Origin of the sequence: Nesterenkonia lutea, assembly GCF_014873955.1 — a bacterium.
Classification (GTDB): domain Bacteria; phylum Actinomycetota; class Actinomycetes; order Actinomycetales; family Micrococcaceae; genus Nesterenkonia; species Nesterenkonia lutea.
The window spans coordinates 1,242,746-1,258,228 of sequence record NZ_JADBED010000001.1 but is presented as its reverse complement, the minus strand read 5'-3'; the positions used below and the strand labels follow the sequence as shown (position 1 = coordinate 1,258,228).

Sequence of the window (15,483 nt, the reverse complement as noted above, 5' to 3'; positions counted from 1 at the left end):
AGCTTGAAGGCAGCTCAAGCCACGGGCTTCTCCCCTCTGCGCAGGGGCCTGCTGGCCGCGCGGAGGACCTGTCGAAAACCCGCGAAGGAGTTCATCCATGAAGGCACTTGTATGGCACGGCGAAGGCGACATCCGTCTCGACAACGTGGCCGATCCCGCGATCCAGGACCCCAACGACGCGATCGTGCGCATCACGCGCAGTGCGATCTGCGGAACCGATCTCCATTTCATCCGCGGCACCATGGCGGGCATGCGGGAGGGCACCATTCTGGGCCACGAGGCCGTGGGGGTGGTCGAGGAAGTGGGCGCCGCCGTGCGCGGACTGACGCCCGGTGACCGCGTGATCGTCTGCTCCACGATGTCCTGTGGAGTCTGCCGCTACTGTCGGATGGGCCAGACCGCACAGTGCGACGTCGCGAACCCCAATGGTCCTCAAGCAGGCACCTGCTTCTTCGGCGGCCCGGCTCCCACCGGCTCCGTGGACGGCCTCCAGGCCGAGTATGCACGCATCCCCTGGGCGGCCAACACGCTGATCCCGCTGCCGGACAAGGTCTCCGACGACGAAGCGATACTGCTCTCGGACATCTTTGCCACTGCCTGGTTCGGCGCTCAGCTGGCCGGCATCACACGAGGGGACACCGTCGCTGTCTACGGGGCGGGAATCGTCGGACAGCTTGCGATCGCCTCGGCCTACCGCCAGGGCGCGGGACGGGTCTGGGCCGTCGACGGGGTCGAGACGCGTCTGGTCAAGGCGGCGGAGCAGAAGGCCGAAGTCATCGACTTCAATCGCGAGGACCCGGTGGAGGCGCTCATGGACGCCACGATGGGAGTGGGCGTCGACGCCGTGATCGAGGCGGTGGGCGTCGATGCCCAGCGGCCCAGCAGCGGCCCAGCCGCAGAGAAGTACGCGGCGCAGGCCGAGAAGTTCGACGCCGAGGTGGCCCAGACCGCCCCTGAGACGAACGTCCAGGGAGAGAACTGGGTGCCCGGCGACGCGCCCTCGCTCTCCGCGCAGTGGGCGGTGGAGTCGGTGGCGAAATACGGGCGGATCGGCATGATCGGGGTGTTCTCCCCGGATCTGACCTCGTTCCCGATCGGGCAGGCGACGAACAAGAACCTCACGCTTCGCGCCGGAAACTGCGACCACCGATCGGTGACGCCTCCGTTGCTGGATCTCGTGGCCGGCGGGCTGTTCGACACGACCCCGTTCATCACCCAGCAGGAGCCGCTGACCGATGCGGTCGATGCCTACCTGAGCTTCGACCGTCGAGACGAGGGCTGGCTGAAGACCGTGCTCACCCCCGGGTCATGAGCGGCCCCCGGGGGAGAGGTCCAGCCGCCTCAGCGTCTGTGCGTTGAGCGCGACGACCACCGTGGAGGCCGACATCAGCAGCGCGCCGACGCTCATCGGGAGCACGAACCCGATGGGCGCGAGCATACCTGCCGCCAGCGGCACAGAGATCAGGTTGTAGCCGGCGGCCCACCACAGGTTCTGCTTCATCTTCCGGTACGTGGCCCGAGAGAGGTCGATCACGGAGAGCACCGAGCGAGGATCAGAGGAGGCGAGGATGACGCCCGCGGAGCCGATGGCGACGTCGGTGCCGGCCCCGATCGCGATGCCGACATCGGCCTGGGCCAGCGCGGGGGCATCGTTGACGCCGTCACCGACCATGGCGACTCTGCGGCCCTCCTGCTGGAGCTCCGCGACCTTCCTGGCCTTGTCCTCGGGTCTCACGCCCGCGAAGACGCGGTCGATGTCGAGCTCCGCCGCCACGGTCTCTGCGACCGCACGGGCGTCACCGGTGATCATGACCACCTGGATCGCTCTCGCGTGAAGGGCGTCCACCGCGTCCCGGGACTCTGACCGGACCTCGTCAGCCAGTCGCAGCGCGCCGATGACCTCACCCTCCGCGAGGATGTGGAGAATGATGGCGCCTTCTTCGCGCCAGGTCCGCGCGACCGCAAGTTCATCGACCTCGTGCTGCGCGAGAAGGTGCGGTCCGCCGACTTCGATGACCGAGCCGTTCACCTCGGCCCGGACCCCGACCGCGGGGGAGGAGGAGAAGTCGTGGGCCGTGGGCACTTGGATCTGGCGATTCTGCACCGCGCCGAGGATGGCCCGGGCGAGCGGGTGTTCGCTGCCAGACTCGGCAGCCGCGGCCAGCGCCAGCACGTCCTCCTCGGTGCGCCCGTCGTGCGGCTCGACGGCGGTGACAGTGGGTTCGCCCTTGGTGAGGGTTCCGGTCTTGTCGAACACGACCGTGTCCACAGTGCGCATGGACTCCAGGGCGAGACGGTCTTTGACGAGCACCCCTCCGCGGGCGGCGCGCTCGGTGGCGATGGAGACGACCAGCGGGATGGCCAGGCCCAGCGCATGGGGACAGGCGATCACCAGGACGGTGATCGTGCGGATCACGGCGGCGTCGGGGAGGCCCGCCAGCGACCAGAGGATCGCGGTGATGACCGCGGCGCCGAGGGCGAACCAGAACAGCCACGCGGCGGCCTTGTCGGCGAGGCGCTGAGCGCGCGAAGAGGACCCCTGGGCGTCGCTGACCAGTTTCTGGATCCCGGCCAGCGAGGTGTCCTCCCCGGTGGCGGTGACCTCGACGCGCAGCCCAGAGTCTGTGGCGATGGTCCCGGCGACGACCTGCTCGCCGATCTCACGCCGCACAGGCTGCGATTCACCGGTGATCATGGACTCGTCCATGCTCGCCGAGCCTTCGGTGATCCTGCCGTCGGCGGGCACCGAGGAGCCTGGGCGGACGATCACGACGTCGCCCACCTTCAGCTCATCCGGCGCGACTGCGACGATCTCCGCGCCGTCGAGCTTCTCGGCCTCATCAGGCAGCAGAGCGGCGAGCGAATCGAGGGCCGAAGTGGTCTGAGCCAGGGAGCGCATCTCGATCCAGTGGCCCAGCAGCATGATGACCACCAGCAGAGCCAGCTCCCACCAGAAGTTCAGCTCATGATCCAGAACCCGCAGGGTGGCGCCCCAGGAGGCGATGAACGCGACGGTGATCGCCAGAGCGATCAGCAGCATCATGCCAGGCTGGCGAGTCCGGGCCTCACCCAGACCTGCGGTGAGGAAGGGTCGGCCGCCCCAGAGATAGACGATCGTGCCCAGCACGGGTGAGACCCACCAGACCCAGACGGCATCAGGAAGGCTGTAGCCGAGAAGCTCGGCGAACATGTCATTGAACCCCACCACGGGCACGGCCAGGACAAGCATGATCCAGAAGAGGCGACGGAACTGCCCGACATGGTCGCCGTGCCCGCCGTGGTGCTCGTGCCCGCCGTGCCCTCCGTGGTGCTCGGGGCGGGTGGGAGCTTCGTGATGCGCAGTCGCAGAGTCGTGGGTCATCCTCCATCTATATACCCCAGGGGGGTATAAATCAAGACACCGCTGTCCACGGAGTGGGCCGATGAAGTCCGAGGTATCGGGACCGACCGGTTCTTTGATCCGGCACACGAGAACGCGCCTGCCCCACGAGGGCGTGCACGATCACCGGAGGAGTTTTCTCCGCGGAGACCGGTCAGTAGTCTCAGGTGATGAACCAACAACCTTGGACCGCAGCTGATCTGCCCTCCCTGGACGGCCGCACGGTCATCGTCACCGGCGCGAACAGCGGAGTGGGGCGCGCGACCGCGACCGCTCTCGCTCAGGCCGGGGCACACGTCGTTCTCGCAGTGCGCGACGTGCATCGCGGACGAGAAGCCGCCCAGACGATGGTCGGGCGCACCGAGGTTCGGCAGCTCGACCTGGCAGACCTGTCCTCGGTGCGGTCCTTTGCGCAATCCTGGACTGGTGCGCTAGACATCCTGGTCAACAATGCAGGGGTCGCAGGGGGTCGTGGAACCTTCACCACAGACGGCTTCGACATGCAGTTCGGGACCAACCATCTGGGCCACTTCGCCCTGACGAATCTGCTCCTGCCGCAGATCACCGATCGCGTCGTGACGCTGTCCTCCGGGGCGCACAGAGCGGGCGAGATCCATTTTGACGACCTGGACCTGCGCAGGCGCAGGTACTCCCTCCCGCAGGCCTATGGGCAGTCCAAACTGGCAAATCTGCTGTTCACCCTGGAACTGCAGCATCGACTGGAGCAGGCCGGTTCGAGCGTGCAGTCCCTGGCCGCACATCCGGGATACTCTGCCACCAGCCTCGGAACCCAGGGCCGCGGCAAGCCCCTGGTCAGCGCTGTGAACCTCGCGGGACGGCTCTTCGCGCAGACGAGTGCGCAAGGGGCGCTGCCGACGCTGTTTGCCGCAACGCAGGATCTCCCCGGCGGAAGCTATATCGGTCCGGACGGACGCTGGGAACTACAGGGCCACCCCACAATGGTCGGACGCTCCGACAGGGCCGCAGACCCTGTGCTCGCGCGGCGGCTGTGGGAGACCTCGGAGAAGCTCACGGGAGTTCGCTTCGGTCTCGAGCCGGCGGCGGGCTTCACCTTTGACGAGTGATCCCGTCACCTTCGATCAGCGCTGAACGCGTCCCGTCTCGTAGGCCCACATCGCCGCCTCGACGCGGTTGCGCAGCCCCAGCTTCGTCAGGACGCCACCGATATGGGTCTTGACGGTCCCCAGTGAGAGGTGAAGTTCAGCGCCGATCTCTGTGTTGGTCATCCCGGTCGCCACCAGGTGAAGCACCTCCTCCTCACGCGAGGTCAGGTGCTGTGCCGGTCGTCGTCGGCTGGGTCGGGCGAACGTCTCAAGCAGTCGTGTGGTGATGCGGGGCGAGATCAATGCGTCTCCAGCGGCGGCTGCGCGGATGGCCTCACCGATCAAGACGGGGCCTGCGTCCTTGAGCAGGAAGCCCCGTGCACCGGACCGCAGCGCTTCATGCACGTACTCGTCCAGGTCGAAGGTGGTGACGATGACCACGGCGAGCGGCGTGGACTGCTCGGGTCCGGCAAGCTGGCGGGTGGCCCCGAGCCCATCCAAGCCGGGCATGCGGATGTCCATCAGCACCACATCAGGCCGGAGCTGACGGGCCAGCCGGACCGCTTCGGTTCCGTCAGCGGCCTGACCGATGACGCGAAGGTCTGAGGCTGTGTCCACAAGCATCGCCAGGCCTTCACGCACACTCGGCTGGTCCTCGGCGATCAGTACGGTGATCACGACGACACGCCGTCTTTCCGTGTTGCGTGCGCAGCGGGCAGAGGGATCTCGGCCCGCAGAGTCCACCCCTGGCTGCTCGGACCTGCTGTGAAGGTGCCGCCCAACAGGGTGACACGTTCGGCGACTCCGATGAGCCCGTATCGGGGTTCACCGCCAGAAGCTCGCGTGCCCCGGCCGTCGTCGCCCACCGTCAGCACTGCGGTGTTCTCGACCACTGCCAGGTCCACAACTACGCTGCTCACCTCGACCGCATGACGACGCGCGTTCGCGACCCCTTCCTGCGCAATCCGATACAAGGTGCTGGTGACTGTCGCGGGCAGCCCGGCAGCGTCGATCCTCACGATCACCGCAGGGGGCCCGGAATCCTCGAGAGCGGCGATCGACTCGAGGGATGTCGGCGTGAATTCGACCGGGACGCGCAGCACACTGACCAGCTCACGCATCTGTCTCAATGCCTCTTGCGCCTCACGCTCGATCATCCGCAGGCTCGCCGCTGTCGGGGCATCTGCATCCTGAAGACCGGCGACTTGGGCACGAATGGCGATGGCCGAGAAATGGTGGGAGACCGTGTCGTGCAGGTCGCGGGCCAGGGATTCCCTTTCTCTGGCCCGAGTACGCTCGATCTCTCGGACCCGAGCCGCTGCCCGTTCGCGGTTCAAGGCCCCAAGGGCCGCCAGCGCCCCAACGATCGAAGTACCGGCCAGGCCAGCTGCCACCGTCTCCGACTCGGAGGAGAACACAGTCGAGAGCAGGACGCCCAACGCCAGCAGCGGTGCTCCAGCGGCACGCGCGCGGCCCGACCCCCAACGAAACAAGGAGTAGGGGAAGGCGAGCAGCGGAAGGGTGGAAGCCAGAGTGTCCGGACCGACGTTCTCAAGACGTTGAATGACCTGGAAGATGGTGGTCGTGAGAAAGATCGTGGCGACGCCAGCGAATGGGTGTGTACGGCGCCATGGAAGGAGAGCCAGGAGCCCAATGGTCACGGCAGCAATCGTCCCGGGCCAGTCCAGATCTGAACGGAGCACGGCTTCAAAGACCGCCAGAGCGATGAAGACCCCCGTCCACAGGGCATCAAGCGCTCGCGGTCCACTGGTCGGCCCTGCAGCCTTTCGCCATAGGTCGCCCAGCGGCGTGCGGCTCGCCGTCGTCATGAGCTCAGCCTAAGGGCAGGGCTGGTCGTCGCTGCTCGTGAACGGCGCCGGCGAATGATCAGCTCCGCGGCCAGGGCGTTGAGCAGCCAGCCGGCATCCATCTGAATCAGCCGGGCAAGCTCGTCCGGTGGACCGAAAGCAATCATGAACGGTGCGGAGGTCAGGACCTGTGTGCCGGCCCCGAGCGCCAACGCATAGGCTCGGATCATCCATTCCCCATGGGTCCGATAGTCGCGACGCGCGACCGCTGTGACAGCCATCCCCAGGAATGCAAGCATCGCGAGCCCGACGACGCAGCGTGAGGCTGCCAATGCGGGTCCGTCGACAGGTGGCATCCGGTAGATCGCGGTCATCCACAACCCGGTGACTGCCACGATCACGCCAGAGGGCAGCACCAGGAACCTGCCCGCGAACATGTGCCACCTGAGGCGGCGCCGGCGAAGGGAAGGTAGAAACTGGAACGCACCGAGGATCGAATAGATCAGTGCAGCCATGATGTGCAGGGCCACCGGCAGGGGAAACTGCATGAAGCGGCTGTTGGCTGGCGTCTCCGGGCCTCCGGCGGCGATCTCTCCCAGACGGACGCCACCGGCGAGGGAAGGTACAAGGGCCAGCAGAAGCAGGCCGGCGGCGATCATCCACTCGCGGGTGGGCTTCTCTTGTGCGCTCTTCATGTCCCGAGATTAGGCAGGCGGCATGCCTTCCCGCTTCGGCCAGATGGCTGAATCTCTGACATTCCCCGGAGATGGCTGCCCCTATGAGCCGGAGACTCAGCGTGACGCCGGTCTCGCCAGGCGGGTTCCGCTGGGCGGAAGCCCCTGCGGGGCCATAGGGTAGTGCCCCGTGAGCACTCAGACCCCTGCCTCCCAGTCTTCTGCGCCGAAGCCCCACGGGACCCTTGATCGGTACTTCCACATCACCGCGCGCGGCTCGAGCATCGGCAGGGAGGTGCGCGGCGGCCTGGCGACGTTCTTTGCGATGTCCTACATCATCGTGCTCAACCCCCTGATCATCGGTGCCTCCGCCGACTCCACCGGGAATTTCCTCGGCGGGGGATCGGAGCCGAACCTGCCCGTCGTCGCCGCCGCGACCTCGCTGATCTCGGGACTGATGACCATCCTGATGGGTGTGATCGGCAAGTTCCCGATGGCGGTGTCCTCCTCCCTGGGACTCTCGGCCTTCATCACCTACGGCATCGTAGTGCTGCCCGGGATGACCTGGGCCGATGCCATGGGTCTGGTGGTCATCGAAGGCTTCATCCTGCTGATCCTGGTGCTCACCGGGTTCCGCTCCGCGATCTTCAACGCCGTTCCCGGCGCGCTGAAGACCGCCATCAGTGTGGGCATCGGACTGTTCATCGCGCTGATCGGCATGGTCAACGCCGGATTCATCCAGAACAACGGGAGCACCGGACTGGAGCTCGGCGTCGGCGGCTCCCTGTATGGCTGGCCCATCCTCATCTTCCTCATCGCGATGTTCGCCCTCTTCGCCATGTGGGCCGCCAAGGTCCGCGGCGCGATCCTGTACTCGATCGTGGGTGCCACGGTCCTGGCGATCACCTTGGAAGCAGTGTTCAAGATCGGGCCGCAGACCGCCGAGGACGGCACCGAGAACGCCTATGGCTGGGGCCTGACCGTGCCGACGCTGAACCAGGACTGGCTGACCGTGCCTGACCTGAGCCTGATCGGTGACTTCAACCTGCTCGGCTCCTGGCAGAGCATCGGCGTGGTCGCGGCCACGCTCGCGATCTTCACCTTGCTGCTGGCCAACTTCTTCGACCTGCTGGGCACCATGGTGGGCGTCTCCAACGCAGGCGGGATCAAGGATGCCGAGGGAGACATCCCGCATTCCCGCCGCATCATGGTGGCCGACGCCGTGGGCACCATCGGCGGCGGAGTGGGCTCCACCTCGGTGAACTCCGGCTTCATCGAGTCCACCGTGGGTGTGGGCGACGGCGCCCGGACCGGCCTGGCGAATGTGGTCACCGGCGTGCTCTTCCTGGCCACCATCGTGCTGGCCCCGCTGGCCGCGGTGATTCCCACGGAGGCCGCCTCGGCCACTCTGGTGCTGGTCGGCTTCCTGATGATGCAGCAGATCGTGCGCATCGACTGGACCGATGTCGAGATGGCGATCCCCGCCTTCATGACCATCGTGGTCATGCCCTTCTCCTACTCGATCACCAACGGCATCGGGGCAGGCTTCATCAGCTATGTGGCGATCAAGATCTTCCGCGGCAAATGGGCCGAGGTCCACCCGCTGATGTACGTCACCGCGGCGCTGTTCGTGCTCTACTTCATCTCCGGACCCATCCAGAACGCCCTCGGGGTCGGCTGACTCCGGCTGAGGAGGCGCCCAGCAGCGTTGCAGGAGCGCCACGCTGAGCACTGTCCCGGCCGCTCAGTGCGTAGTCGTCGTCTGTTGGTAGAGGGTCAGACGCGGTGCCCCCGCGATGACGCGATAGACGCTCGTCATGGTCGCCTCGAACGCGGTCTCGTGAGTGCCTCGGTCGGCGCGAGCGCGGTATACGAGGGCGGCGGAGTCGCTCCCGGTCTTCACCAGCCGAGCATCGTCGAGTGTGAATGATGCCCATTCCGGAGCACCGTCGAGCGTTGCAGCGATCGTCTTCCGATCCATGACCGTGCCGTTGACGAGGATCATGATCGCGTCATTGGTCATAAGCTCGCCGTAGAACGTGCCCCCGCGCCCTTGACACAGCGATGTCCATCCGTCGTGCTCGATGGTCCAGAGTTCGTCGAGGGAGAGAGTCATATGTCGACGCTACCGAAGCGTGAGTTTGACCGCACCTCCCGGACAACGACAGGTCGGCGACGGATGCGGATGGGGCCCCGTGCGGTTGCGGGATCGACCACTTCACCGCCTTGCGTGATGTCTACGACGCCGACGGCCTCGAGGCGTCGCGCCGCCGCCCGGGCGGCATCCATCTGGTCCCGCCATTTTTCACCGCCGAGGGCACGAGCGGCATCGGAGGGGCAGATCGTCGCCGATTCGGCACGCTTCGCGAGCAGCCTGAGTATCGCGCTCTCCATATCGCGGTCGGATATTGCGGAATCTGGCTCGTCCATGACCCCAGTCTGCACCCATACGTGTCAGTGCTGGCTCCTAGGCTCACCTCTGTTGCTATCGAAAGTATGTTCGAATACGATGAGGCTCCCGGGCTTCCCATCGGCTTCGTCATACCTCTTGGAGACATGAAAGAGGAGCCTGCCCATGTCCACTGTTATTCGTCCCGAAGCTGATCGAGCACCCCGTCGCGGAGCGGTGACGTTCACCGAATCCATCGATGTTGAATGCGATGAACAGTCGCTGCCCCACCGGGTGATCTGGAAAGAGCGGAGGCACCTCGTGGTTGAAACACCCATCCGCTGGTTCCAGCGGCGCAGCTGGTGGCTCGAAGAGCCTCGGGCCGAACGCGGCCGCCCCGGTCTGGTGGCCCATGAGATGTGGCGTCTGCAGGTCGAGCCTGAAGCCGTCTCCCGCACAGAGACCGTCGAAGTCCGCACCATCGATGTCAGCCGCCATCTGGCCTCTGGGCGCTGGCGCGTGGTGAGGGTCCATTGAGCTTCACCCACCTGAACGTGGCCAGCTCCTTCAGCAGCCACTACGGCACCAATCGCCCCCAGGAACTGGTGGCCGCTGCCGCCGCCGATGGGATGCGAGCGCTGGCGATCACCGACCGGGACGGGCTCTACGGAGCCGTCAAGCACATCGGTGCCTGCGTGGATCTCGGCATCGCTCCTATCCTCGGCGTCAGCCTCGCGGTGGAGGAGCGCGGACGGGCCGTGGTCCTCGCCAGCGGGGCCGCCGGAGGATATGCCGCGCTGTGCCAGCTGATCTCGCGCGCCCACGAACGTCCGCAGGGTGAATCCGCGCGGGTGAGTCTGCAGGATCTTGCGGAGTTCGCCGCCCCCACCACAGGGGAGGTCCGGCGTCGGCTGTTCGTCCTCGCCGGACCAGAGAGCGAGATCGGTGCAGCCGCGGCCTCCCGGGACTACCGCAGCACCCGGGCGCTGCTGCGCCAGTGGCGCGAGGTGCTGGGGGAGGCCCTGCGCGTGGAGGTGGTCTCACATCTGGCGCCTCCCGGTGAGGCGCTCTCCACCGCCCATGCGGTGCGGATGCTCAGTGCCGCCCAGGTCAGCCGGGTCACTCCGGTGCTGACCAATGCGGTGCGGCTGTTGAGCACCGATGAGGCCGCCACCGCCGATGTGCTCGACGCCGTGCGGGTGCTCTCGGACCTGCACCACACCTCCGCGCTGCAGCCCACCGATCAGGGCTGGCTGAAGCCGGCCGCGCAGATGCAGGCCCTGGCCGCGGAGATCTGCACGGCCAGCACCACCCCCATCGCGGCGGAGGAGCTGCTGGAGAACACCGCGCGGCTGGCGCGCCAATGCGAGCTGGACCCGATCAGGGACATGAACTGGGGTCAGCCCAAGGTACCCGAGGCCACTGTGATCGGGATCGAAGGCGATCCCGATGAGGAGCTGCGCGCCCGCTGTGAAGAAGGCCTGGCCGAGATGCTGGACGCCGAGGAGCAGGCTCACGGATCCTCCGACCGGGGGCCCGGGGAAGAGCAGGGCAGCGCCGCTCCGGCACGGGTTCGGCTGGAACATGAGCTCAGCATCATCGCCGACCTCGGCTTCGCCCCTTATTTCCTGACCGTGGCCGAGGTGGCCCGGCTCATCCGCGAGATGGGTGTGCGGGCTGCGGCTCGCGGCTCGGCGGTCTCCTCCCTGGTGGTCCACGCCCTGGGGATCAGCCCCATCGACCCGCTGCAGCACGGGCTGATCTTCGAGCGCTTCCTCTCCCGCCGCCGCTCCACCCTGCCCGATATCGACATCGACGTGGAATCGGCCGAGCGGCACCGGATCTACCGGGCGGTGTTCAAGCGCTTCGGCTCCCAGCGGGTCACCCTGATGAGCATGCAGAACGCCTACCGGATCCGCGGCGCGGTCCGGGATGCCGGTCTCGCGCTGGGGCTTCCCGAGGAGGAGATCGATCAGCTGGCGGAGATCATGTGGCGCTTCCCCGCCCGGGAGTTCCGCCGCGCCCTCCAGGAGAAGCCCGAGCTGCGCAGCCTGGCGGAGCGGATCGAGACCGAACGCAGCTCCGGGCGCCAGCAGCTGGACCTGCTGGTGGACCTCTCCGAACGCCTGGACCGGCTGCCCCGGCACATCTCCACCCACCCCTGCGGCGTGATCCTCGGCAACAACGACCTGCTCACACTCACCCCGGTGGAACGCTCGGGGGTCAACGGCCTGCCGATGAGCCAGTTCGACAAGGACGACATGGACCCCATGGGGTTCATCAAGCTCGACATCCTCGGGGTGCGCATGCAGTCCGCGATCGCCTATGCGCTGGCCGAGCTTGAACGCACCACCGGGGAGGTGATCGACATGGTCAAAGACGTGGACTATGCCGACCCCGCGACCTTCGCGATGATCCAGTCCACCCATACGCTGGGCTGCTTCCAGATCGAGAGCCCCGGCCAGCGCGAGCTGATCGGCAAGCTGGTGCCCGAGACCCTCAACGACCTGGTGGTGGACATCTCGCTGTTCCGCCCCGGGCCCATGGGCTCAGGCATGGTCAAGCCGTACCTGGAACGCCGTCACGGCTATGAGGATGTGAGCTACCCGCACCCTCATCTGGCCGAGATCCTCGATGAGACCTACGGAGTGGTGGTCTTCCACGAACAGGTGCTGCGGATCTTCGACACGATGACCGACTGCGGACTGGACGTGGCCGATGAACTGCGCCGCGCGATGAGCAAGGACAAGTCTGGCCCGGTGGAGGTCTTCTTCCGCGAGGAGACGGCCAAGCGCGGCTACTCCGCGGCAGTGATCGACCGGGTCTGGGAGATCCTGCTCAGCTTCGGCAGCTTCGGCTTCTGCAAGGCCCACGGAGCCGCCTTCGCCGTGCCCACCTATCAGTCCGCGTGGCTGAAGACCCATCACCCCGCGCACTTCTTGTGCGGGCTCTTCGAACATGACCCGGGCATGTACCCGCTGCGCCTGCTGGTCTCCGAGGCGCGCCGGCTGGGCATCCCGCTGCTGCCGATGGACGTCAACCGCTCCACCAGCAGCTATCACGTGGAGGCCACCTCCGTGGCGGGACTGCCGGTGTGGGGCATCCGGATGTCGCTGAACGGGCTGAAGGGGATCTCCAAGACCGAGCTGCGCCGCATCGAGGCGGAGCAGCCCTTCTCCTCGCTGGCGGATCTGCGGGACCGGTCCCGACTGAAGCGCTCCACGCTGCGGGACCTGGTCAAGGTCGGCGCCCTGGACTGTCTGCTGCCCGAGGGGCGCAAGGGGCGCAAGGACCTGATCCAGTGGGTGGAGTCCACCAACCTCGAGTACGGCAGAAAGCCCCCGACCCGCCAGGTTCAGGGCCAGCTGTCCCTGCCCCTCGGGGATGTGGAGATCGCCAATATGCCCACCGGCGCGGGGGAGCTTCAGGCCCGCGAGATCATCACCACCGAGCTGGACCTGACCTCGCTGGACACCAGCGGCCACGTCATGGAGGTCCACCGGCCGGTCCTGGAGGCCGCAGGGGCCACCTTCGCCGAGCAGCTGCTCTCGCTGCGCAACGGTGCCACCGTGCGGGTGGCGGGCATCCGGGTGGCCACCCAGACCCCGCCGATGTCCTCGGGCAAACGGGTGGTGTTCATCACGCTCGATGACGGCACCGGATGCGTGGATCTGAGCTTCTTCGAAGAGGCCCAGTACAACACCGGGGAATGTCTCTTCGCGGCGAAGATGCTCATGGCCGAGGGCACCATCCGGCGCACCGGCCCTCGGGCGGTCACCGTGCAGGCGACGCGAGCCTGGGATCTGCGCGGAGAGACGGTGCCGGGGCAGCTTCCCGCTGCAGCAGGCTCTGTTTGATCTCCAGCCCGTAGCGGAAGCCGCCGAGCCCGCCGTCGGTGCGGATGATCCGGTGACAGGGCACGAACAGCGCGGCCGCGTTCTTCGCGCAGGCTCCCGCCGCGGCGCGGATCGCTGCCGGGCTGCCCGCGCGCCGGGCATACTCGGCATAGCTGAGCGACTGACCTGCCTCGATCTCCCGCAGCACCGCCCAGGCATGCTCACGGAAGGGCCCGGAGCGCTGATGCACCGGCACGCTGTCCACTGCGGCGGTGTCACCGGTGTAATAGGCCTCGACGGACTGCTTCGCCTGGGCGAGCACTCGATGCCCGCCGATGTCGCCCATCTCCGTCTTCGCCGCAGAGCCCTGCCGCAGTGCGGGGTGGATGAGCTCGATCAGCGCCGAGATGTCCGGCGTCCACCCCGAGGCGAGCACGTGGTCCTGATCCGCGATCACGCTGAAGGGACCATCAGGTGTGGCGAGTGTCATGTGGTGCAGGTACTTCTTCAGAAGTGTCATGATTGTGCGTCCTTTCGGGGCTGACCTGGTCTGCTCTGCGCGGCGGCCTTCCACAGGTGCATGGCGGCGTAGGAGCGCCACGGTGACCAGCGCTCGGCGTGCTCCTGCAGTGCTCGGTGCGCCGCTGTCCTCTTCAGGCCCGGGTCCAGGAGTCCCAGCTTCTCGGCCCCGGTGAGCAGGGCGACGTCGCCGGTCATCCAGACATCAGGATCCCCGAGCACCCGAAGCATCAGATACGAGGCTGTCCATCGTCCGATCCCGGGCATGGCGGTGAGCTGATCGTGCAGAACCCGGGTGTCTGCCCCCTGGTGCAGGCTGAGCTCCCCGGCGGCCAGAGCCCGTGCGGCGCCGCGCACTGTGGCAATGGAGCGGGCGGGAAGTCGCAGCGGCCGCTCAGGGTCGAGGTGCGCTTTCGGTCCTGAATCAGTGGGCGAGGGCGGCGCGGGGACCCCCGCGCAGATCTCTTCGGGTGTCGGGAACAGCCGGGACAGCCCGGCGAAGGAGGACATGTGCGCGGTGCCCAGCGCGTCCACCAGCCGGGTCAGCTGCGTGCGTGCCGCGGCCACCGAGATCTGCTGGCCCACGATGGCGCGGGTCAGATACTCCGGACCGTCCGCGGTGCCCGGGAGGCGGAGTCCGGGGGAGTCAGCCACCAGGTCTGCCAGGGCGGGATCCGCCGAGAGTGCGGCAGCCACCGCCAGCGGGTCGGCGTCGAGATCAAAGATCCGACGCGCTGCGGCGACGGCTGCCGGGATGTCCGAGAAGGAGCCCAGTTCACATTCCAGACTGAGCCGCCAGGCGCCTGAGGACGTCACAGGGTCGCCCGGGATCGGGGTGGCTGTCACTTCGATGGCGGCGGGACCGTGGGCCAGGCGAAGTGTCCGCGCGTAGACCAGCCTCTCGCCGTCGAGCTGCGCGGTCTCCACCCCTGGGATCGCGCGCTGGGCCAGAAAGGTGAAGATCTCGACGGCGTTGAAGGGATCGCGCACCGGCAGGGCGAGCCGGATCGGCAGCCGCGAATTCAGCTCTGCGACCGGTGCGTCAGCTTTGGGGTCCTGTCCCGGAACCTGTCCGGAGTCCTGCCCGGACCGCTCCGGCCGCGACTGGGCCCGTCGGCGGATCTCGCGCGGAGTGGCCGCGAAGAGCTTCGCGGCGGTCTCGTTGAACTGCCTGACGGAGGAGAAGCCAGAGGCGAACGCGATATCGGTGATCGATAATGAGGTGCTGACCAGCAGGGTGCGGGCCAGGTGCATCCGGTGCGCTCTGGCGAGTGCGAGCGGACCCGCTCCCAGCTCCGCAGCCAAAGTCCTGTGCACATGGCGGCTGGTGTACCCGAGCTGCGCGCTGAGACGCTCGACGCCGCCGTTGTTCATCACGCCTTCTCGGATCAGACGCATGGCGCGCCCCGCGAGGTCCTGGCGGATGTTCCACTCGGGTGTGCCCGGGGTCGCGTCGGGCAGACACCGCTTGCAGGCGCGAAATCCATGCTCATGGGCGGCCGCAGAGGTCGAGAAGAACGTGACATTCTCCGGCTTGGGGGTCTGCGCGGGGCAGGACGGACGGCAATAGATCCCCGTGGTGGAGACGGCGGTGTAGAACTGCCCGTCGAAGCGACGATCCCGCGACTGCACCGCCCGATAGCGCCTGTCGAAGTCTTCGTTGTGCTCCATATGCTCCATCCCACAGCTCGCACGGGTGTAAAGCCAGCGGGAATCGGACATGACCTTTGAGCAGACTTCCGTGCCTGCGATCTGCGGAGCGTGAAATCAGTAGAATCACCGTCATCAGCCGCAGGAACCTACGCATCCAGGAG

Annotated in this window: 13 protein-coding genes; 5 read left to right on the top strand and 8 right to left on the bottom strand. The window is 67.1% G+C overall.

Annotated elements, in window-relative coordinates:
• The first annotated feature begins 97 nt into the window (after nt 1–97).
• Nucleotides 98–1,312, top strand: coding sequence for an alcohol dehydrogenase catalytic domain-containing protein (locus H4W27_RS05755; RefSeq protein WP_192595081.1), 1,215 nt, complete (start codon nt 98–100; stop codon nt 1,310–1,312).
• Here H4W27_RS05755 and H4W27_RS05750 read toward each other — a convergent pair.
• Nucleotides 1,307–3,361, bottom strand: coding sequence for a heavy metal translocating P-type ATPase (locus H4W27_RS05750; RefSeq protein WP_192595080.1), 2,055 nt, complete (start codon nt 3,359–3,361; stop codon nt 1,307–1,309). The genes H4W27_RS05755 and H4W27_RS05750 overlap by 6 nt on opposite strands.
• A gap of 188 nt (nt 3,362–3,549) precedes the next feature.
• On the opposite strand from H4W27_RS05750, the gene H4W27_RS05745 reads away from it, so the two are divergent.
• Nucleotides 3,550–4,464 carry an oxidoreductase gene (locus H4W27_RS05745; protein ID WP_192595079.1) on the top strand — a complete coding sequence of 305 codons (915 nt, stop codon included), beginning with the start codon at nt 3,550–3,552 and terminating at the stop codon, nt 4,462–4,464.
• A 15-nt stretch (nt 4,465–4,479) separates the two neighbouring features.
• On the opposite strand, the gene H4W27_RS05740 is transcribed toward H4W27_RS05745, so the two are convergent.
• Genes H4W27_RS05740 through H4W27_RS05730 form a run of 3 tightly spaced genes read right to left on the bottom strand, consistent with a single transcriptional unit; the run spans nt 4,480 to nt 6,946 of the window.
• Nucleotides 4,480–5,121 (bottom strand): response regulator transcription factor, encoded by a 642-nt coding sequence (locus H4W27_RS05740; RefSeq protein ID WP_318782185.1) that lies wholly within the window; start codon nt 5,119–5,121, stop codon nt 4,480–4,482.
• Nucleotides 5,118–6,272, bottom strand: a complete 1,155-nt coding sequence (locus H4W27_RS05735) for a sensor histidine kinase (protein ID WP_192595078.1) — start codon at nt 6,270–6,272, stop codon at nt 5,118–5,120. The genes H4W27_RS05740 and H4W27_RS05735 overlap by 4 nt, the downstream gene beginning before the upstream one ends.
• Complete coding sequence (locus H4W27_RS05730) at nt 6,269–6,946, bottom strand: DUF2306 domain-containing protein (protein WP_192595077.1); 678 nt, start codon at nt 6,944–6,946, stop codon at nt 6,269–6,271. Before H4W27_RS05730 ends, H4W27_RS05735 begins: the two co-directional genes overlap by 4 nt.
• Before the next feature lie 169 nt (nt 6,947–7,115).
• Here H4W27_RS05730 and H4W27_RS05725 point away from each other — a divergent pair, with 169 nt between their 5' ends.
• The gene (locus tag H4W27_RS05725; protein WP_192595076.1) at nt 7,116–8,606 is read left to right on the top strand and encodes an NCS2 family permease; all 1,491 of its coding nucleotides are present in this window, start codon (nt 7,116–7,118) and stop codon (nt 8,604–8,606) included.
• Between the two features lie 63 nt (nt 8,607–8,669).
• Here the strand turns inward: H4W27_RS05725 and H4W27_RS05720 are convergent, their stop codons facing one another.
• Both H4W27_RS05720 and H4W27_RS05715 read right to left on the bottom strand, forming a co-directional pair.
• On the bottom strand, nt 8,670–9,041 hold the full coding sequence (locus H4W27_RS05720) for a DUF4440 domain-containing protein (protein ID WP_192595075.1): 372 nt from the start codon (nt 9,039–9,041) through the stop codon (nt 8,670–8,672).
• Entirely contained in the window at nt 9,038–9,355 is a 318-nt protein-coding gene (locus H4W27_RS05715; RefSeq protein ID WP_192595074.1) for a DUF3253 domain-containing protein, read from the bottom strand. The genes H4W27_RS05720 and H4W27_RS05715 overlap by 4 nt, the downstream gene beginning before the upstream one ends.
• 145 nt (nt 9,356–9,500) lie before the next feature.
• On the opposite strand from H4W27_RS05715, the gene H4W27_RS05710 reads away from it, so the two are divergent.
• Together H4W27_RS05710 and H4W27_RS05705 are read left to right on the top strand one after the other, a co-directional pair.
• A complete protein-coding gene (locus tag H4W27_RS05710; protein WP_225939017.1) occupies nt 9,501–9,851 on the top strand; it encodes a hypothetical protein in 351 nt (116 codons plus the stop codon).
• Nucleotides 9,848–13,171, top strand: a complete 3,324-nt coding sequence (locus tag H4W27_RS05705; RefSeq protein ID WP_192595073.1) for a DNA polymerase III subunit alpha — start codon at nt 9,848–9,850, stop codon at nt 13,169–13,171. The genes H4W27_RS05710 and H4W27_RS05705 overlap by 4 nt, the downstream gene beginning before the upstream one ends.
• On the opposite strand, the gene H4W27_RS05700 is transcribed toward H4W27_RS05705, so the two are convergent.
• Together H4W27_RS05700 and H4W27_RS05695 are read right to left on the bottom strand one after the other, a co-directional pair.
• Nucleotides 13,089–13,670: a methylated-DNA--[protein]-cysteine S-methyltransferase gene (locus H4W27_RS05700; RefSeq protein ID WP_192595072.1), complete on the bottom strand. Its 582-nt coding sequence runs from the start codon at nt 13,668–13,670 to the stop codon at nt 13,089–13,091. The two genes, H4W27_RS05705 and H4W27_RS05700, sit on opposite strands and share 83 nt — an antisense overlap.
• Nucleotides 13,667–15,340, bottom strand: a complete 1,674-nt coding sequence (locus H4W27_RS05695; protein WP_192595071.1) for a DNA-3-methyladenine glycosylase 2 family protein — start codon at nt 15,338–15,340, stop codon at nt 13,667–13,669. The genes H4W27_RS05700 and H4W27_RS05695 overlap by 4 nt, the downstream gene beginning before the upstream one ends.
• Between the last annotated feature and the right edge of the window lie 143 nt (nt 15,341–15,483).